A 20,605-nucleotide genomic window follows, 5' to 3' on the forward strand; every position below is an offset into this window, starting at 1 on the left:
AGAAGGGATTACTCTTCGTCTTCTAGCTCGATGTTGATACCTAGCGAGCGAATCTCTTTCAACAGTACGTTGAACGATTCTGGCATGCCAGGTTCCATGCTGTGGTTGCCATCTACGATGTTCTTGTACATCTTAGTACGGCCGTTAACGTCATCCGACTTAACGGTTAGCATTTCTTGAAGCGTGTAAGCAGCACCGTATGCTTCCAGTGCCCATACTTCCATCTCACCGAAACGCTGACCACCGAACTGAGCTTTACCACCAAGTGGTTGCTGAGTTACTAGGCTGTACGAACCAGTTGAACGAGCGTGCATCTTGTCATCAACAAGGTGGTTCAGTTTCAGCATGTACATGTAACCAACCGTTACAGGACGCTCAAACGCATCACCTGTGCGACCATCAAACAGCGTTAGCTGACCAGATTCTGGTAGGTCACCTAGTTTCAATAGCTCTTTGATTGATTGCTCAGAAGCACCGTCAAATACTGGAGTCGCGATCGGTAGACCACCACGTAGGTTCTTGATCAGAGTACGAACTTCGTCATCAGATAGAGACGCAACGTCTACTTTCTGACGAGTATCACCAAGGTCGTAAACTTTCTGTAGGAAGTCACGGAACTTAGCGAGCTCTTGCTGCTCTTTCACCATCTGGTTGATCTTGTCACCGATACCTTTCGCTGCCAGACCTAAGTGTACTTCTAGGATCTGACCGATGTTCATACGCGAAGGTACACCCAGTGGGTTAAGTACGATGTCAACCGGCTGACCTTTCTCATCGTAAGGCATGTCTTCAACAGGGTTGATCTTAGAGATTACACCCTTGTTACCGTGACGACCCGCCATCTTATCACCAGGCTGGATACGACGTTTAACCGCTAGGTAAACCTTAACGATTTTAAGTACGCCAGGTGCTAGATCATCACCTTGTGTGATCTTACGACGCTTAGTTTCAAACTTCTTATCGAAGTCAGCTCGTAGCTCGTCGTACTGCTCTGCTAGCTGTTCAAGCTGAGTCTGTTGAGCATCATCTTCAAGCGTTAGCTCTAGCCACTTCTTACGATCGATAGCGTCTAGTTTCGCTTCAGTGTAACCACCGTCAAGAAGTACAGCTTTAACACGGTTCAGAAGGCCACCCTCAAGAATCTGGAATTCTTCAGTAAGGTCTTTCTTCGCTTCTTTAAGCTGCATCTGTTCAATTTCAAGTGCACGTTTGTCTTTTTCAACACCGTCACGAGTAAATACTTGAACGTCGATGATTGTACCTGAAACAGAGTTTGGTACGCGTAGAGACGTGTCTTTAACGTCTGACGCTTTCTCACCGAAGATAGCACGTAGTAGCTTCTCTTCAGGAGTTAGCTGAGTTTCACCTTTAGGCGTTACTTTACCTACAAGGATGTCACCGCCTTTCACTTCCGCACCGATGTAAACGATACCTGACTCGTCTAGTTTAGACAGAGCAGACTCACCTACGTTTGGAATATCAGCTGTAATTTCTTCAGCACCAAGCTTAGTATCACGCGCCACACAAGATAGCTCTTGAATGTGGATCGTAGTGAAACGGTCTTCTTGAACTACGCGCTCAGATACTAAGATCGAGTCTTCGAAGTTGTAGCCATTCCAAGGCATGAATGCGATACGCATGTTCTGACCAAGTGCTAGCTCACCAAGGTCTGTTGAAGGACCATCAGCAAGAACGTCACCACGTGCAACTGGTTCACCCGGCATCACACATGGACGCTGGTTGATACACGTATTTTGGTTAGAACGAGTGTATTTAGTTAGGTTGTAGATATCGATACCTGCTTCACCAGGGATCAGCTCGTCTTCGTTTACTTTAACAACGATACGAGAAGCATCTACAGACTGGATTACACCACCACGTTTCGCTACCGCTGTAACACCAGAGTCAACGGCGATGTTACGCTCGATACCAGTACCAACTAGAGGCTTGTCAGCTTTAAGTGTTGGAACGGCCTGACGTTGCATGTTCGCACCCATCAATGCACGGTTCGCATCATCGTGTTCTAGGAACGGGATAAGCGATGCAGCGATAGATACAACCTGGTTAGTTGCAACGTCCATGTAGTCAACATGTTCGCGTGGGTGTAGGCCAGATTCACCTTTCTGACGAGCTGTGATTAGCTCTTCAGAGAATGTGCCTTGTTCAGAAAGTACCGTGTTCGCCTGAGCGATAACGTACTGACCTTCCTGAATAGCAGATAGGTAATCGACTTCGTCTGTTACTACGCCATCGACTACGCGACGGTATGGAGTCTCTAGGAAACCGTACTCGTTACAACGCGCAAACGCAGATAGAGAGTTGATCAGACCGATGTTTGGACCTTCAGGGGTTTCGATAGGACATAGACGACCGTAGTGAGTTACGTGTACGTCACGTACTTCGAAGCCAGCACGTTCACGAGTTAGACCACCAGGACCCAATGCAGAGATACGACGCTTGTGCGTTACTTCTGATAGTGGGTTGTTTTGGTCCATAAACTGTGAAAGCTGTGAAGAGCCAAAGAATTCCTTAACCGCAGCAGAGATAGGCTTAGCATTGATTAGATCTTGAGGCATGATTGCATCAAGGTCACCAAGGCTTAGACGCTCTTTAACAGCACGTTCAACACGTACTAGACCAACGCGGAATTGGTTTTCTGCCATTTCACCAACTGAACGGATACGACGGTTACCTAGGTGGTCGATATCGTCCACTTCACCGATGCCGTTACGGATAGCGATAAGCTTCTTCATCACTTCAACGATATCAGTTTCGTCAAGTGTGCCTTGCTCTTGAGCATCTTCACGTTCGATAGAGCTGTTGAACTTCATACGACCAACAGTCGATAGATCGTAACGCTCTTCTGAGAAGAATAGGCTTTCGAATAGTGCTTCAGCAGCTTCTTTCGTTGGTGGCTCACCAGGGCGCATCATGCGGTAGATTTCTACCAATGCAGAAATACGATCAACAGTGCTGTCGATGCGTAGTGTGTCTGACATGAATGGACCGTGATCTAGGTCGTTCGTAAATAGAACTTCTAGAGCTTTATGGCCTGCCTGAGATAGGTTCGCTAGTGCTTCAAGACTGATTTCTTGGTTAGCCGCAACGATGATCTCACCAGTCGCTTCGTTGATGTAGTCTTTCGAAGACACTTTGCCTACGATGTACTCTACTGGTACTTCGATATGCTCAACGCCATCTTTTTCAAGCTGACGGATGTGGCGTGCCGTTACACGACGACCTGTTTCAACGTAAGTCTTGCCGTTTGCTTCGATATCGAATGACGCAGTTTCACCACGTAGACGATCAGGAACCAACTCCATAAGTAGAGTTTGATCTTTAACCTCGAAGTTCACCTTCTCAAAGAAGATGTCCAGGATCTCTTCTGTCGTCTTACCTAGTGCGCGAAGAATGATAGATGCTGGTAGCTTACGACGGCGGTCGATACGAACGTATAGGTTGTCCTTAGGATCAAACTCGAAATCAAGCCATGAACCACGGTAAGGAATGATACGTGCGTTATATAGAACTTTACCTGAAGAGTGGGTCTTACCTTTATCGCTGTCGAAGAATACACCTGGGCTTCTGTGCAGCTGGGATACGATAACCCTCTCGGTACCATTGATAACGAAGGTACCATTGTCTGTCATAAGCGGAATTTCGCCCATGTAGACTTCTTGTTCTTTAATGTCTTTTACAGTACCTGCTGGCGCGTCTTTATCAAAGATAACTAGGCGTAATTTTACGCGAAGTGGTTTTGAGTAAGTTACGCCGCGAATTTGACATTCTTTAACGTCAAAAACTGGCTCACCAAGACGGTAGCTAACGTATTGCAGCTCGGAATTGCCGTTGTAGCTCTGAATTGGAAATACAGAACGGAAAGCAGCTTCAAGACCGTATTGACCTTCAGGATCCTGTTCGATGAATTTTTCGAACGAATCGAGCTGGATCGATAGCAGGTATGGAATGTCCAACACTTGTGGACGAGTACCAAAGTCCTTACGGATGCGCTTTTTCTCGGTATAAGAGTAAACCATGGGGTTCCTCAGCTCGCTGATAAGTGACCCAAACTGTCTCCAATCGTTATGAGACAGTGACTAACACCTGTTTGATTGTAGTGACATTTCATTAAGAACTAATGAAATGTTTTTTGCTAGGAACTTGGGTGCTCAAACAGCGGAAAAATCACCCAACCCCTACAGCGCAAAAAGGCCGGTGGTTATAAAACCACCAGCCATTAGCCGTTAGGCTAAGAAACTATGCAATAATTACTTAACAGTAACACTTGCACCAGCTTCTTCTAGCTGAGCTTTAAGAGCTTCAGCTTCATCTTTCTCGATGCCTTCTTTTAGAGGTGCAGGTGCGCCGTCTACTAGAGCTTTAGCTTCTTTAAGACCTAGGCCAGTTGCGCCACGTACTGCTTTGATTACAGCAACTTTGTTACCGCCAGCAGATTCTAGGATTACGTCGAATTCAGTTTGCTCAGCAGCAGCTTCGCCACCAGCAGCGCCGCCAGCTACAACAGCAGCAGCAGCAGAAACACCGAATTTCTCTTCCATTGCTTCGATTAGTTCAACAACTTGCATTACAGACATTTCTGCAACTGCGTCTAGGATTTGCTCGTTAGTAATAGACATAACAATTCTCTTTTAAAATCAACAATAAGTTTAATTAGCAACCAGTAAAAAGCAAGGCTTACGCCGCAGCTTCTTCTTTTTGATCGCGTAGTGCAGCGATAGTGCGAACCAGCTTGCCAGCAGAAGCTTCTTTCATGCACATCATTAGGCGTGCAATAGCTTCGTCGTAAGTTGGTAGTGTCGCTAGTACTTCAGCGTCAGTTAGCGCGCCTTCAAATGCAGCAGCTTTGATCTCGAAGTCAGTGTTCTCTTTAGCGAAGTCTTTGAAAAGACGCGCTGCAGCACCTGGGTGCTCGTTAGAGAATGCGATTAGAGTAGGACCAGTGAAAGTGTCTGTTAGACACTCGTAGTCAGTACCTTCAACCGCACGACGCATAAGTGTGTTACGAACAACTCGTACATAAACACCCGCTTCACGAGCTTGTTTACGTAGAGAAGTCATCGCGCCCACTTCAACGCCACGAGAGTCAGCTACAACTGCAGAAAGTGCACCACTGGCAGCTTCGTTGACTTCAGCAACAATTGCTTTTTTGTCTTGAAGGTTTAAAGCCATCTTGGATTTACTCCTGGTTGTCGTTACACCACTCACTATCATCACGACAGTGAGAGTTATTGAGGTGCTTCCCAGAAGAAAGGTAACTATTTACATAGAGCTTTCTGTCAGTTCGGGCACCATCTACGTAGGATAATTAAGTCATCATTTGTTAAACAAACTCAGACACCTACGGTCTTGGACGGAGACTGGGTATTAATTCTTACAGAACCAAAGTTCAGCCCCAACCACAAATATTAGGCGCGAAATTATACACAAATTTCACGCCTAAGCAAATATATTAGCTTGCTAGAGTGTTCAGGCTAGTCTGATCAACAGCAACACCAGCACCCATAGTAGTAGAGATGCTTACTTTCTGCAGGAATGTACCCTTAGCAGAAGACGGCTTAGCTTTCTTCAGAGCCACTAGAAGTGCTTCTAGGTTCTCTTTGATCTGCTCAGCAGAGAAGTTTGCTTTACCGATAGTAGTGTGGATGATGCCGTTTTTGTCGTTACGGTAACGAACCTGACCAGCTTTAGCGTTCTTAACCGCTTCAGCAACGTTAGGAGTTACAGTACCAACTTTAGGGTTTGGCATAAGACCGCGAGGACCTAGGATAGTACCTAGTTGACCTACAACGCGCATTGCATCTGGAGAAGCAACAACTACGTCGAAGTTCATTTCGCCTTTCTTAACTTGCTCAGCAAGATCTTCCATGCCAACGATGTCTGCGCCAGCTTCTTTAGCTGCTTCAGCGTTTGCACCTTGAGTGAACACTGCAACGCGGATTTCGCGGCCAGTACCGTGAGGTAGTACAGTTGCACCACGTACGTTCTGGTCAGATTTACGAGCATCGATGCCTAGGTTAACAGCAACGTCTACAGACTCAACGAATTTAGCAGTCGCTAGTTCTTGAAGAAGAGCGACAGCTTCGTTGATTTCGTATTCTTTAGTTACGTCAACTTTTTCGCGGATAACGCGCATGCGCTTAGTTAGTTTAGCCATCTTATTAACCCTCTACCACTAGGCCCATTGAACGAGCAGTACCAGCGATTGAACGCTTCATTGCTTCGATGTCAGCACCAGTCATATCAGCAGCTTTAGTTTCTGCGATTTCTTGGATTTGAGCGTCAGTTACTGTACCCACTTTTTCAGTGTTTGGACGACCTGAACCAGACTTAACGCCAGCCGCTTTCTTAAGAAGAACTGCAGCAGGTGGAGTCTTAGTGATGAACGTGAAAGAACGGTCGTTGTATACAGTGATAACAACAGGAGTCGGTAGACCTTTCTCGATAGATTCTGTTTTCGCGTTAAACGCTTTACAGAATTCCATGATGTTTACACCGTGTTGACCTAGAGCAGGACCAACTGGTGGACTTGGGTTTGCCATACCAGCAGCAACTTGCAGCTTGATGTAAGCTTCAACTTTCTTAGCCATGATTATTCCTAATTTTGGGTACTAACGCTAACCAACTGATCAGCTCCCCGTTGATATAAATTCTTTTCATTCTGGATTAAAACTTACGTTTCATCCAAAATAATAAGGCGCGAAATTATAGTCATAATTCGCGCCTTGCACAACCCTTAAAAGGTGATTTTTTATACTCTTTAAATCAGAGTATTAGTCCAGTTTTTCAACCTGACCAAATTCAAGCTCAACTGGTGTTGCTCGACCAAAGATCGATACAGACACTTTCATGCGGCTCTTCTCATAATCCACTTCTTCAACTGTACCGTTGAAGTCAGCAAATGGACCGTCAGTAACACGCACTACTTCGCCCGCTTCGTACATAGTACGTGGACGAGGAGACTCACTCGCTTTCTCAAGACGGTTGAGGATAGCATCAGCTTCTTTATCAGTGATAGGAGCTGGACGGTCAGAGGTACCACCAATGAAGCCCATGACACGCGGCACACTACGTACTAAGTGCCATGATTCATCGTTCATAATCATTTGAACGAGGACGTAACCTGGGAAGAACTTACGCTCAGACTTTCGACGTTGGCCTGCACGCATTTCCACTACTTCTTCAGTAGGGACGAGAACTTCACCAAATAGCTCTTCCATGCCATGCATTTTGATATGCTCACGAAGAGACTGCGCTACACGGCCTTCAAATCCAGAGAAGGCTTGCACTACATACCAACGTTTTTTAGGAGCTTCACTCATGAATTAAAACCCTCTATACCCCAGTCACAAAGTTGACAAGACGAACCATAATGCCGTCGATGCCCCAAAGTGCTAGAGCCATTACTATACTTACAGCTAAAACGATCAAAGTAGTTTGCATAGTTTCTTGGCGTGTTGGCCAAACCACTTTGCGAACTTCCATACGAGATTCTTTAGCGAACTCAATCGCAGCTTTACCTTTTGTTGTTGTAGCAGCAGCACCAAGTGCCGCAGCAATCAGTACAACAACACCTGCAGCGCGAATCACTACAGACATTTCACCATACAGGTAATTACCCACAACAGCGGCAACTAGCAGAACAAAAGTGACAATCCACTTGAAGAAATCTGCGCCATTTGAGCTTTCAGGAGTTTCAGCATTATTTGCTTTCATAAAACCAAACCTGTCACAAGTCTTACATACAGACAACAACCCCGCTGTTGCAGGGCAAATCCATGAAACGACAACCTTAACTCGATTGACGTACTCTTTCTAAATGACCAAGAAGTAACCTCTCGGACAAAGAATTCTGCTTACTATTTGTTTGGACGATAAAATGAACAAACATTAAATTTAGTGCAGAAAAAGGGCATCAAATGATGCCCTTTTTGCTACTGGTTCGTCAAATCTTATTCAAAGATTTTTCAGAAGTCTTCAGCAATTCCTAAGAATTAGTCGAAGATCTTAGCAACAACACCAGCACCTACTGTACGGCCACCTTCACGGATAGCGAAACGTAGACCTTCATCCATTGCGATTGGAGCGATTAGCTCTACTTGCATTTGGATGTTGTCGCCAGGCATTACCATTTCTACGCCTTCTGGTAGAGAGATATCACCAGTTACGTCAGTTGTACGGAAGTAGAACTGTGGACGGTAGCCTTTGAAGAATGGAGTGTGACGACCACCTTCATCTTTAGACAGTACGTATACTTCTGATTCGAACTTAGTGTGTGGGTTGATTGACTTAGGAGCCGCTAGTACTTGACCACGCTCTACTTCGTCACGCTTAGTACCACGTAGAAGGGCACCAACGTTCTCACCCGCACGACCTTCGTCTAGAAGCTTACGGAACATTTCAACACCAGTACAAGTCGTTGTTGTAGTTTCTTTAATACCTACGATTTCGACTTCATCACCTACTGTTAGGATACCGCGCTCGATACGACCAGTTACTACTGTACCACGACCTTGGATTGAGAATACGTCTTCGATTGGTAGTAGGAATGGTTGGTCTACTGCACGCTCTGGCTCTGGGATGTAAGAGTCTAGTGCTTCAGCAAGCTCAACGATCTTGTCTTCCCACTGCTTCTCGCCGTTTAGTGCGCCTAGTGCAGAACCTTGGATAACTGGTAGGTCATCACCTGGGAAGTCGTACTCAGATAGAAGTTCACGAACTTCCATTTCTACTAGCTCTAGTAGCTCTTCATCGTCAACCATGTCACATTTGTTCATGAATACGATGATGTATGGGATACCAACCTGACGGCCTAGTAGGATGTGCTCACGAGTTTGTGGCATTGGGCCATCTGTCGCAGCAACAACTAGGATACCACCGTCCATCTGTGCAGCACCTGTGATCATGTTTTTAACATAATCCGCGTGTCCTGGACAGTCTACGTGTGCGTAGTGACGAGTTGGAGTGTCGTACTCAACGTGAGATGTTGCGATTGTGATACCGCGCTCACGCTCTTCTGGAGCGTTATCGATAGATGCGAAGTCTTTCGCTTCACCGCCGTACACTTTAGCAAGAGTTGTACAGATTGCAGCAGTTAGAGTTGTTTTACCGTGGTCAACGTGGCCGATAGTACCAACGTTTACGTGCGGTTTCGTACGTTCAAATTTTTCTTTAGACATGAGTTGTCCCTCTAGGTACGGATTTAGGTGGCTTTGATGACCACGCAACCAAAAAGTATTGGTGAAAAACTTACTTTCAAACACTAAACGTAGTTTAGTCGAAAGAAAGTATCAAAAGGAAAGCTTTGCTTAAGAGCTGGTGCTGATAGGCAGACTCGAACTGCCGACCTCATCCTTACCAAGGATGCGCTCTACCACCTGAGCTATATCAGCACTCAAATTAGAGTGGAGCGGGCAGCGGGAATCGAACCCGCATCATCAGCTTGGAAGGCTGAGGTAATAGCCATTATACGATGCCCGCAACACGTAACTCTGAGAGCTATTTCCTTAAGGAATATGGTGGAGGGGGACGGATTCGAACCATCGAAGGCAGTGCCAGCAGATTTACAGTCTGATCCCTTTGGCCACTCGGGAACCCCTCCAAATTTTTCATCCATTCTCACTACTAAAGGAGAGAATGGTGCCGACTACCGGAATCGAACTGGTGACCTACTGATTACAAGTCAGTTGCTCTACCTACTGAGCTAAGTCGGCATAAGTGGTGCGCATTCTATTGAAGGAATCTCTACCTTGCAATAGCTAATTTAAAAAAAAATGCGATTTTAGCCAGTTTCTGTTTATTTGCTGAAAAATCGCACAATTCACTCGATAAAAGCGCTTATCTCCGCCGAGTTATTTGGCAATTTGCGCCGGTTGTTGTATTTTCGCAGCTCTCTATCGCGAATCTCAGTTAGGAAGACTATGACGCCATATCTCTCTTTTAATCGTCAGCAATGGGCCGAATTGCGAAATTCTGTCCCGATGACGCTATCCGAAGAGGATCTTATCGAGCTGCAGGGCGTCAATGAAAGCCTAACCATGGAAGAAGCCGTCGAGATCTACCTACCACTTGCACGTTTGCTCAACTTATATGTTGCCGCTAGGCAAAGCCGTAATTCTGTTCTCAACAACTTTTTGGACAATCAAGAGAGCGCACCACCTTTTATTATTGGCATCGCAGGTAGTGTTGCCGTAGGCAAAAGCACAACGGCTCGTCTTCTTAAAGCGCTACTTTCTCGCTGGGAAAACCACCCTAAGGTTGAACTAGTGACAACCGACGGTTTCCTCTATCCCAAAAAGGTATTGAACGAACGCGGAATCATGCATCGTAAAGGTTTTCCAGAATCTTATGATATCAAGCGTTTGGTTGAGTTTGTGTCGGATATGAAAGCCGGAAAACCTAATCTCGAGGTTCCCGTCTACTCACATATCACCTATGACATTACCGACAATGTTAAAGTGGTAGACCGTCCGGATGTTCTGATTATTGAAGGGCTGAATGTTCTACAAAGTGGTATGGACTATCCACACGATCCACATCGCGTGTTTGTATCAGATTTCCTCGACTTCTCCCTATATGTCGATGCAGAGTGCGATGTTATTGAACAATGGTACGTAGAACGCTTCCTGAAATTCCGCTTAGGAGCCTTCACCAAACCGGGGTCTTACTTTAGTCACTATACCGAACTAACTGAGAAAGCGGCGATCGACAAGGCACACTCAATCTGGCAGTCCATCAACGGCATCAACCTTACGGCCAATATCTTACCGACCAGAGGGCGGGCTCAGCTGATCTTGAAAAAAGGTCAAGATCATAGAGTTGAAAAAGTATTGCTCAGAAAGTAGTTAGAGTACCAATAGTTGATCTCGCAATATCACTCTCCTATTGCAAAGCCTTACTTGCATTTATGCCACTTTATTGAGAATAGCCCTAAGTTTGAGTGGTTTAACGGGTTTAGGAACGAAGCTAAACCCATTAGACTTGATACCTTCCATCATATCGTTAGTTCGGTCAGCACTGATGATCACTCCTTTAAAGCTATCTCCTAAACGCAACCGACATTGTTGTAGTACTTCAAGCCCAGTGCGACCGTTATCCAGACGATAGTCGGAGAGAATCACATCCGGCAGCCATTCTTCGTCGATGCACTGCAGGCTGGTGACAATATCGGTCGCCGTGCGTACATTGCATCCCCAACGTGCCAGCAAGCTTTCCATCCCAACCAAGATTTCCTGCTCATTATCGACACAAAGTACATTGAGGTGACTGAGGTCAGAGACTGCAGCAGAGGGCACGATTTGCGGCCGTACCAAAGCCTCCTCACTGCGATTGAGTGCGATTGAGAACACGCTGCCTTTATTGGGCCATGAACGCATAGATATTTGATGTCCGAGCACGTGGGCAATACCTTTCGAGATTGCTAATCCAAGTCCAAGCCCTTGATCCGAACGAACCTGACTGCCACGGGTAAACTCTTCAAAAATTTCCTGTTGCTTGTCTTCATCGATACCTGCGCCGTTATCCCAGACTTCAATCCTCGCTTGTTGTCCAACCCGTCTTACCCCGAGCACTACCTTACCCTTGGGGTTATAACGGAAAGCGTTGGTCAGGAAGTTCTGTATCACTCTGCGAAGCAGCTTCGGGTCAGATTGGACTATCAACTGACTTGGCACCATCTCAAATTCAATCCCCTGTTGTTTTGCTAGCGCACTGAATTCAGCGTTTAGATTGGAGAGAACGTCATTAATGGCAAAGCCATGCACATTGATATCGAGCTTGCCCGACTCCAAACGAGAGATATCAAGCAAGTCACCGATCAGGTCTTCAGCGGCCTCCAAGGCGCTTTCGATATGCTTGGAGAGGCGCTTAGTTTCCTCTTGTTGTGCTACCTCAGATAATGACGATGCAAACAAACGGGCAGCATTAAGTGGCTGCATCAAATCATGACTGACCGCCGCAAGAAAGCGCGATTTCGATTGAGATTCATGCTCAGAGCGTTGAGTGGCAGACACCAGCTGTTTGTTCAATTGCTCCAGCTCCTGAGTTCGTTCATGGACTCGCTCTTCCAAACTTTCATTGGCATCCTTGAGTGCCTGCTCTGCATCACGGAATACCGTTATGTCAGTAAAACTCATGACAAAGCCTCCCCCTGGCATCGGATTCCCCTGCACTTCAATAACCCGACCATCAGGCCGGACTCGTGAAGACGTATGACGGGTGCCTTGCTCAAGGTGATAAATGCGACGACGGACATGATCATCTGGATCGCCAGGACCACACAGCCCTTGCTCAGCGTTGTGGCGAATGACATCCGCGATCGGTCTACCCACCTGGATCAACCCTTGAGGAAATACAAACAACTCCAGATAACGCTGGTTCCACGCCACCAGCCTAAGCTGTCTGTCCACCACAGCGATCCCTTGCCCTATATGTTCAATCGCTCCTTGGAGGAGACCTCGGCTAAAGTCATACAACTCAGAGGCTTCATCGACAATAGTCGCAACTTCTTCTAACTGCATGTTGCGCCCTTGCAGAGCAGAGGTCAGAACCAATTTTGCTGAAGAGGCACCAAAAACACCAGCCAGTACCCGCTCCGTGTGACGAATGAAACTCGCGGTGGCCTGCTGATTAGGCAACATGGCTTCGTGCTGCTGAGCCCAATACTGTTCAAAGGCGCTACGTACCCGCTTTCGGCCAACAAACCGTGATGCCAGCATTTCCAACTCACCCACCGTCACTCGACTCTGGTAGAGGCTGATATTCTCATTCTCAGGCATGGGTGTACCGACAAAGGATGCTAATTGAAGACGTTCACTCAAACTCGAACGCGTCATAAGTGACACCAATACATAGCACAGCGCATTAACTATCATGCTAAGGACAATTCCCCAATCAGAACCTTCGATACCAAAAAGATTGCAAGGCCTCTGGCGGTGTCACTAGCCAAAGAAGGAAATTACTGTTGGCATCGCCAGCCAACATATCAGTCTGACTCATCAGAGTGATAAGCCATAAACCAAACCCGAACGCTAGGCCAACATAGACTCCCTTTCGATTGCCTTTTCGCCAATACATTCCACCCAGTAGAGCCGGAGCAAACTGAGTAATCGCAGCGAATGATAGGAAGCCGATCGCAGACAAAGAATGACTACTACCCAGTGCATGATAGAAACCCCATGCGCCAAGTAACAGCAGTAAAATCAAGCCACGCCTAATCACCAATAATAGGCCAGAGAAGTGGCGATGATTTCTCTGAGCCAGTTTCATCCGACGCAGCAAAAGTGGCATCACCAAATCATTCGATACCATAATGGCTAAAGCAATGGTCGAGACAATAACCATGCCGCTAGCGGCAGACGTTCCACCGAGAAAAGCCAGCAAAGCAATATCCTGTGCACCTACGGCCATAGGCAAACTGATCACATACGTATCAGGGCTCGCACTACTTAGCAAACCCTGCCCTACCCAAGCAATAGGCAGAACAAAGATCCCCATCATCACCAGATATATAGGAAATAACCAGCGTGCAGTATGCAAGTCCTGCGCGCGCTCGTTTTCCACCACCATGGTATGGAACTGACGCGGCAAACAGACAATCGCCATCATGGTCAACACAGTATGAATTAATAATGTCGGTAGGTTTGGTGACTGATAGGTGTCAGAGGCTATCGACATCAACTCAATGTCACTGCGATTGAGCGCCAGATAAAGGATAAAACACCCAACAGCGAGAAATGCTACCAGTTTGACGATCGACTCAAATGCGATTGCCATCATCATTCCGCGATGGTGTTCAGTATTGTCGATGTGCCGCGTACCAAACAACATGGTAAATATCGCCAATGCACCAACCACAAACCAAGATACATCCATGCCCTGAGCATTGAATGCTTCTGGTAGTTCAGGAGAGACAATCTCCAGCCCCATGGTAATACCACGCAGCTGTAAAGCGATGTAAGGCAAGATCCCCGCGACGGCAATCAGCGTGACGGCGACGGCTAAACCTTGAGATTTACCATAGCGAGCAGCGATAAAGTCGGCAATCGATGTGATGTGCTCGCGCTTAGCGGTAATGATCAGACGTGCTAACACACGCCAACCAAGGGTGAAGACTAAGATAGGTGCGATATAGATCGGGAGAAACGACCACGGGTTGTTACTGGCCTGCCCCACCGTGCCGTAGAAGGTCCACGACGTACAGTAGACCGCAATCGACAAACTGTAGATCCACGGCCGCCAGCGGGCTAGCCAACGATGCTGATTATCGCCATACCAAGCGATGAGAAAGAGTAGTCCGAGGTACATCAGCGATACGGTGATCACTAGCCAACCTTGCATCTGATTTCCTTATCGAATTGAGTTCCGCTGCTTTGTTTATACAAACAAAAACCTCTCCATATTGGAGAGGTTTCATTTAACTAAGGAAGCGAATCGAACTCAAACAGTTCCGCTTAATTCTGTGCTTTAACGTCGATAACCGAAGCACGTTGGCGTTTTGGTTCAACACGAATAAACAGTGCCAGAATACCCATCATCGCCATCACCCAAAAAATGTTCGCGCCCCAATTCTCATATCCCCAGCCACTCAAGGCAGTCATCAGAGCGATAAAAGCGCCTAGCGGGATCGCATTGTATAGCGCTTGCAGAGCGACCATTTTTCTTGGCTCCGAGTGCTGGATGTATTGAATAGCAGCAATGTGTGCCACGGCAAACGTCACACCGTGGAGTAATTGAATTAAGACAAGTCCTAACAGTACTGTTGTCGAAGCGGTCAACCCCCAGCGCACCGCGACACCCATCGCAGCGGCTAAAAAAAAGGGCACGTAACGACCAACCGGCAAACAGACGTTTACTCAACGCAAAAACCGCCACTTCCGCCATCACACCTAAGCTCCATAAATAGCCGATAATATCTTCAGAGTGCCCGGCTTCTTTCCAGTGTATCGAGCTAAAGCTGTAATAAGCAGCATGACTGCCCTGAATCAAAGCGGCTAAAGCGAGGAACTTCAAAACCGACGGTTCCTTTAGAAGTTCCACCAGCTTCGGTCTTTCTGCCTGTTCCTCTTCCGTCGTGACAGGCATCGGGTTGGTGTTGCGCATCCCAACTAAAATAGCAAAAAACACCCCCGCTAGCGCAGTATACAAAATCATATCCGTACCGAATTTGGCCACTAAATAGCCGACCACCGTGGAGCCTGCAATAAAGGCAACGGATCCCCACAGCCGGGCACGTCCGTAGTCAAGCATCTTCAGCCGCGCGTAGTAGTTCGCCATCGCATCAGACAATGGCACAATCGGCCCGCAACAAAGGTTAAACAGCACAGTTGCACCCGCCATCAACCAAAAACTACCGTCGGTAAAGAAGTGGAAAACGATAAAAATTAGGGCAGCAATACTCAGCCAGCGCAGTGCAGGCATTAGGTGTTCAACTTTATGGATACGCGGCGTTAGTACCATATTGGCGACACAACGAGTCGCAAAACCAATGCCGACGAGTAAGCCGATATCGGTAGCTGAAACGCCCTGCTCCTCAAACCACAACGCCCAGAATGGCAGATAGACACCATAGGCAAAAAAGAATCCGAAAAAGTATTGAGATATCCAGCCGTAGGGAGACGGATTGAGCATTTTGACCTCTGAATGCGATATGAGAGCGGATGCCGCATTATCTCTGCTTATTTGCTGAATAAAAAGGGAAGATTACTCACCAATCTGTTTCCGTACAGACATCCTAAATCAGAGTGATTCGACCAAAGTCGTCTGGCACTTAAAAGGAAACTTGTCACACTTAGAGTATGGTTTCTTTTCTCACGCGGGTTCGGTATGCCAGATAAATTCAATATGCACTCTCCACCGTTTGATCGCCTAGACGAACGACAGCAGAACAAGCTGCGTGCCTCACTGGATGTGGCGTATTACCGAGATAAAGAAGTTTTGCTGGCAACCGGTGGGAACAGCCAGCACCTTCATATTCTGATTAAAGGAACGGTAGAAGAACGCAGTGCCAAAGGAGAGGAAATCTTCGCCCATTACGCCAATGATGACTTATTTGATGTGCGCGCGCTGTTTGAAGGGAAAATCCGCCATCACTACGTCGCGCTGGAAGATACGCTCACTTATTTGTTGCCTAAATCCGTCTTTCTTGAGCTTTATAACCAAAATGGCCAGTTTGCGGCCTATTTCGATAATAATCTCGCCAAACGGCAGCAACTAATTGAAGCTGCGCAACAACAACAAAATCTGGCCGAGTTTATTCTCACTAAAGTGGACCGTGATATCTATCACCCACCGATGATTCTTAGTCCTGAGCAGCCGCTTAATGAGGTTACTCAGATATTAAAGCAGAACGGGATTGATGCCGCTTTGGTCAGACTCCACGATGACGACCCACGCTTGACTAACACTCCAAGTCATCTACCTTTTGCTATCGTCACTCGCACCAACATGCTGCATGCCGTGATGCTTGACGAATATCCGCTAAACACTCAGGTCAGCGCAATTGCTACCTTCCCAGTCATTCACGTCGACGATGGCGATTTTCTGTTTAACGCAATGATTAAGATGACCCGTCAACGTTTGAAACGAGTTCTGGTGGCGGACGGTACAAAAGCGGTCGGTATGCTGGATATGACCCAGATTCTCAGTGCCTTTTCAACCCATTCTCATGTATTAACCTTAAGTATAGCCCGCGCTTCGAGCATTGAAGAACTGGCATTAGCCTCCAATCGCCAACGTCAGTTAGTCGATAGTCTGCTAGCAAACGGGATTCGTACTCGCTTTATCATGGAGTTGATTTCTGCGGTCAACGAGCAAATCATAGAAAAAGCGTTTCAGCTTATTGTTCCACCTGCACTGCACGATCATTGTTGTCTGATCGTTTTAGGCTCAGAAGGGCGCGGGGAACAGATCTTAAAAACCGACCAAGACAATGCATTGATTATCAAAGATGGACTGGAATGGCATCAGTGCAACACGATTATGGCTCAGCTGACGCACACCTTACAGCAACTAGGCTACCCACTTTGCCCGGGTAATGTGATGGTCAACAACCCGAAATGGGTGAAAAGTCAGAGTGACTGGCAGACAACATTAACACGCTGGTCTAAGCCGTCTTCTGCCGAACATGTCATGGATCTGGCCATTTTCACCGATGCTCATGCGGTCGCGGGCAACAAAACATTACTCAAACCTGTACGACAACACCTCAAAGGACTGATGCTGAATAATATGCTGGCGCTACAGGACTTCACTCGACCAGCGTTGCAGTTCTCTCTGCCACTGACTCTATTTGGCAACGTCAAATCAAATAAGCAAGGGGTCGATCTAAAAATTGGCGGTATTTTTCCAATCGTCCACGGGATTCGCACCTTAACACTGGAATATGGTTTAGAGGAAAACAACACCTTTGACCGAATTGATGCGTTACGCAGCAAACGCATCTTGGAGCCGGAAACCGCAGATAACCTCAATGAAGCTTTGAAGCTGTTCTTCAAGTTACGTCTTAGCCAGCAGGTCGCCAATCAACACAGCCATAACCACATCAACCTCAAACTGCTCGAACGCACAGAACGTGACTTACTGCGCCACAGCCTACATGTGGTCAAAAAATTCAAACAGTTCCTTGGCTATCACTATCAAATTCGAGACTAATGATGAACTGGATTCAGCGCCGTTACTGGTATCACAAATTGAGAAACTCCCCATATCAGCCCCTATTTGCCTCAGTCCAAAAAGGTGAGTACGTATCACTCGATTGTGAAACCACTAGCTTAGATCCAAAGCGTGCTGAGTTGGTCACCATTGCAGCAACCAAAATCATCGATAATCGCATCATCACGAGTCAACCTTTCGAAGTGAGATTAAGAGCGCCACAATCTCTGGATTCTAGCTCAGTGAAGATCCATCATATTCGTCATTCAGATCTGGCCGATGGTACCGATGAGAAACAGGCATTGACACGCTTGTTAGCTTTCATCGGCACTCGACCATTAGTGGGTTACCACATTCGCTACGACAAAAAGATTCTTGATCTAGCGTGTAAACGTCACCTCGGTTTCCCTCTTCCTAACCCTTTGATTGAGGTCAGCCAGATTTACCACGACAAACTGGAAAAACACCTACCCAACGCTTATTTCGACCTGAGTCTGGAAGCCATTTGCACGCATCTAGACTTGCCCATACAAAGTAAGCACGACGCGTTGCAAGATGCTATATCAGCGGCGTTGATATTCGTTCGTCTAACCAAGGGAGACCTTCCCAGTTTGAGCCTGCCTTACAACCGTTGAGTATTTCCTACGATCCAACTCTCAAAATCAAACATAGCACCACCAATACAAAGCAGAATCAGGCCTCTCATCCTAAAGTCTAATTGTCGAATTACGCTTGGTGCTAGAAAGTTACAGATATAGGGAATGTCAACAAACGTGAAAAACGTTTTAAACGAACATTTGCTCAATTCGTTATGAATTAAGCCCAAGGAGAAAAGCAATGAGTGAAGCCCATATTTATCCGGTAAAAGAAAATATCAAAACAAATACCCATGCGGATAATGATACCTACCTCGCCATGTATCAGCAGTCAGTCTCTGACCCACAGGGATTCTGGAATGAACACGGTAAGATTGTTGATTGGATTAAACCCTTCACCAAAGTCAAAAACACTTCATTTGATACAGGCCATGTCGATATTCGCTGGTTTGAAGATGGTACGCTCAACGTCTCTGCAAACTGTATTGACCGTCACCTAGCTGAGCGCGGTGACGATGTGGCAATCATATGGGAAGGGGACAACCCAGCAGACGATAAAGCACTGACATTCAACGAACTGCACAAAGAAGTATGTCGTTTCTCCAACGCTCTCAAAGAACAAGGAGTACGTAAAGGCGACGTCGTGTGTCTTTACATGCCAATGGTGCCTGAAGCAGCTATTGCTATGCTAGCGTGTACTCGTATCGGTGCTGTACACACGGTTGTTTTCGGTGGTTTCTCACCAGAAGCCCTATCGGGACGTATCATCGATTCAGATGCTAAAGTCGTTGTTACCGCCGATGAAGGTGTGCGTGGTGGTCGAGCGGTTCCACTGAAAAAAACGTTGATGAAGCATTGACCAACCCAGAAGTGAAAACGGTCGATAGAGTATTAGTGCTCAAGCGCACTGGCGGCGATGTTGACTGGCATGATCATCGTGATGTTTGGTGGCATGAAGCGACAGCGTCTGTATCAGATGATTGCCCGCCAGAAGAGATGAAAGCGGAAGACCCACTCTTCATCCTCTACACATCAGGTTCAACCGGTAAACCTAAAGGTGTCCTTCACACCACAGGCGGCTACCTAGTTTACGCCACCATGACTTTCAAATATGTCTTCGACTACCAGCCAGGTGAAACCTTCTGGTGTACCGCTGACGTAGGTTGGATCACAGGTCACACTTACCTGATCTATGGCCCTCTGGCTAATGGTGCCAAAACCATTCTGTTCGAAGGAGTACCAAACTACCCGAACACCAACCGCATGAGTGAAGTCGTTGATAAGCACCAAGTCAATATTCTTTACACTGCGCCAACCGCTATTCGTGCGTTGATGGCAAAAGGCAATGAAGCGGTCAATGGCACCTCTCGTGACAGCCTGCGCATCATGGGCTCAGTGGGTGAACCCATTAACCCTGAAGCATGGGAGTGGTACTACAAGACGATTGGTAATGAGAAATCTCCAATCGTTGATACTTGGTGGCAAACCGAAACTGGTGGCATCCTCATCACTCCACTACCAGGTGCCACAGCACTAAAACCTGGCTCTGCCACTCGTCCATTCTTTGGCGTACAGCCTGCATTAGTCGATAACATGGGTAACATTATTGAGGAGACCTCAGCAGAAGGTAACTTGGTGATTCTTGATTCATGGCCAGGTCAAATGCGTACCGTTTACGGCGACCATGAACGCTTTGAGCAAACGTACTTCTCTACTTTCAAAGGCATGTACTTCACCAGTGACGGAGCGCGTCGTGACGAAGACGGCTACTACTGGATCACAGGTCGTGTAGATGACGTACTCAATGTCTCTGGGCATCGTATGGGTACCGCAGAAATCGAATCAGCTCTGGTGGCACACCATAAGATTGCCGAAGCGGCGATTGTCGGTATTCCGCATGACATCAAAGGGCAAGCAATTTACGCTTACGTTACTCTGAACGATGGCGAGTTCCCATCAGCAGAACTTCACAAAGAAGTGAAGGACTGGGTACGTAAAGAGATTGGCCCCATCGCTACGCCAGATGTGCTGCACTGGACAGATTCTCTGCCGAAAACTCGCTCCGGTAAGATCATGCGTCGTATCTTGCGTAAGATAGCCACTGGGGATACCAGCAACTTAGGCGACACCTCAACACTGGCCGACCCAAGCGTTGTTGACAAGTTAATCGCCGAAAAAGCAGAACTTGCATAGAAATAGCAAACAAGACTAAGCCGCCACATTTGTGGCGGTTTTTTTATTTGTAGGAACATATCCAACGACTTGAAGTCCAAGACAAAGCAGTCAAATTTGTTACCTTGGTAGCAGTTTTTCATCTCAGAAACGGGAGATTAGACCAGTAA

At 46.8% G+C, this 20,605-nt stretch carries 11 protein-coding genes, 4 tRNA genes and 3 pseudogenes; 4 read left to right on the plus strand and 14 right to left on the minus strand.

Annotated elements, in window-relative coordinates:
- Nucleotides 1-8: 8 nt before the first annotated feature.
- The 12 genes from rpoB to KW548_00740 all read right to left on the minus strand — a co-directional run bounded on the left by rpoB (nucleotide 9) and on the right by KW548_00740 (nucleotide 9,731).
- A complete protein-coding gene (gene rpoB, locus KW548_00685; GenBank protein QXX06711.1) occupies nucleotides 9-4,037 on the minus strand; it encodes a DNA-directed RNA polymerase subunit beta in 4,029 nt (1,342 codons plus the stop codon).
- Nucleotides 4,038-4,268: 231 nt separating this feature from the next.
- Nucleotides 4,269-4,637, minus strand: a complete 369-nt coding sequence (gene rplL / locus KW548_00690; protein QXX06712.1) for a 50S ribosomal protein L7/L12 — start codon at nucleotides 4,635-4,637, stop codon at nucleotides 4,269-4,271.
- 58 nt (nucleotides 4,638-4,695) lie between these two features.
- On the minus strand, nucleotides 4,696-5,190 hold the full coding sequence (rplJ, locus tag KW548_00695; protein ID QXX06713.1) for a 50S ribosomal protein L10: 495 nt from the start codon (nucleotides 5,188-5,190) through the stop codon (nucleotides 4,696-4,698).
- Nucleotides 5,191-5,470: 280 nt separating this feature from the next.
- A complete protein-coding gene (gene rplA, locus KW548_00700) occupies nucleotides 5,471-6,175 on the minus strand; it encodes a 50S ribosomal protein L1 (protein ID QXX06714.1) in 705 nt (234 codons plus the stop codon).
- 4 nt (nucleotides 6,176-6,179) lie between these two features.
- A complete protein-coding gene (gene rplK, locus KW548_00705; GenBank protein ID QXX06715.1) occupies nucleotides 6,180-6,608 on the minus strand; it encodes a 50S ribosomal protein L11 in 429 nt (142 codons plus the stop codon).
- A 183-nt stretch (nucleotides 6,609-6,791) separates the two neighbouring features.
- The gene (nusG, locus tag KW548_00710) at nucleotides 6,792-7,340 is read right to left on the minus strand and encodes a transcription termination/antitermination protein NusG (protein QXX06716.1); all 549 of its coding nucleotides are present in this window, start codon (nucleotides 7,338-7,340) and stop codon (nucleotides 6,792-6,794) included.
- Nucleotides 7,341-7,353: 13 nt separating this feature from the next.
- Nucleotides 7,354-7,734, minus strand: a complete 381-nt coding sequence (gene secE / locus KW548_00715; protein ID QXX06717.1) for a preprotein translocase subunit SecE — start codon at nucleotides 7,732-7,734, stop codon at nucleotides 7,354-7,356.
- A gap of 278 nt (nucleotides 7,735-8,012) precedes the next feature.
- Nucleotides 8,013-9,197, minus strand: coding sequence for an elongation factor Tu (gene tuf, locus KW548_00720; protein QXX06718.1), 1,185 nt, complete (start codon nucleotides 9,195-9,197; stop codon nucleotides 8,013-8,015).
- 137 nt (nucleotides 9,198-9,334) lie between these two features.
- Nucleotides 9,335-9,410 (minus strand) — tRNA-Thr (locus KW548_00725).
- Nucleotides 9,411-9,423: 13 nt separating this feature from the next.
- A tRNA-Gly gene (locus KW548_00730) sits at nucleotides 9,424-9,498 on the minus strand.
- A 36-nt stretch (nucleotides 9,499-9,534) separates the two neighbouring features.
- Nucleotides 9,535-9,619: transfer RNA gene (locus KW548_00735), tRNA-Tyr, on the minus strand.
- Nucleotides 9,620-9,655: 36 nt separating this feature from the next.
- Nucleotides 9,656-9,731, minus strand: a tRNA-Thr gene (locus KW548_00740).
- Nucleotides 9,732-9,938: 207 nt separating this feature from the next.
- Between KW548_00740 and coaA the strand changes: the two genes are divergently transcribed.
- A complete protein-coding gene (coaA, locus tag KW548_00745; GenBank protein QXX06719.1) occupies nucleotides 9,939-10,862 on the plus strand; it encodes a type I pantothenate kinase in 924 nt (307 codons plus the stop codon).
- A gap of 60 nt (nucleotides 10,863-10,922) precedes the next feature.
- Here coaA and KW548_00750 read toward each other — a convergent pair.
- Nucleotides 10,923-14,355, minus strand: a pseudogene (locus KW548_00750) (hybrid sensor histidine kinase/response regulator).
- Between the two features lie 113 nt (nucleotides 14,356-14,468).
- Nucleotides 14,469-15,645 (minus strand): annotated as a pseudogene (locus tag KW548_00755) (3-phenylpropionate MFS transporter).
- Between the two features lie 195 nt (nucleotides 15,646-15,840).
- Here KW548_00755 and KW548_00760 point away from each other — a divergent pair.
- From KW548_00760 to acs, 3 genes and pseudogenes are all read left to right on the plus strand, one after another.
- Nucleotides 15,841-17,667 carry a cyclic nucleotide-binding domain-containing protein gene (locus KW548_00760; protein ID QXX06720.1) on the plus strand — a complete coding sequence of 609 codons (1,827 nt, stop codon included), beginning with the start codon at nucleotides 15,841-15,843 and terminating at the stop codon, nucleotides 17,665-17,667.
- A gap of 2 nt (nucleotides 17,668-17,669) precedes the next feature.
- The gene (locus KW548_00765) at nucleotides 17,670-18,302 is read left to right on the plus strand and encodes a 3'-5' exonuclease (protein QXX07948.1); all 633 of its coding nucleotides are present in this window, start codon (nucleotides 17,670-17,672) and stop codon (nucleotides 18,300-18,302) included.
- 202 nt (nucleotides 18,303-18,504) lie between these two features.
- Nucleotides 18,505-20,456 (plus strand): annotated as a pseudogene (acs, locus tag KW548_00770) (acetate--CoA ligase).
- The last annotated feature ends 149 nt before the right edge of the window (nucleotides 20,457-20,605 follow it).

Origin of the sequence: Vibrio neptunius (assembly GCA_019339365.1) — a bacterium.
GTDB classification, from domain to species: domain Bacteria; phylum Pseudomonadota; class Gammaproteobacteria; order Enterobacterales; family Vibrionaceae; genus Vibrio; species Vibrio neptunius.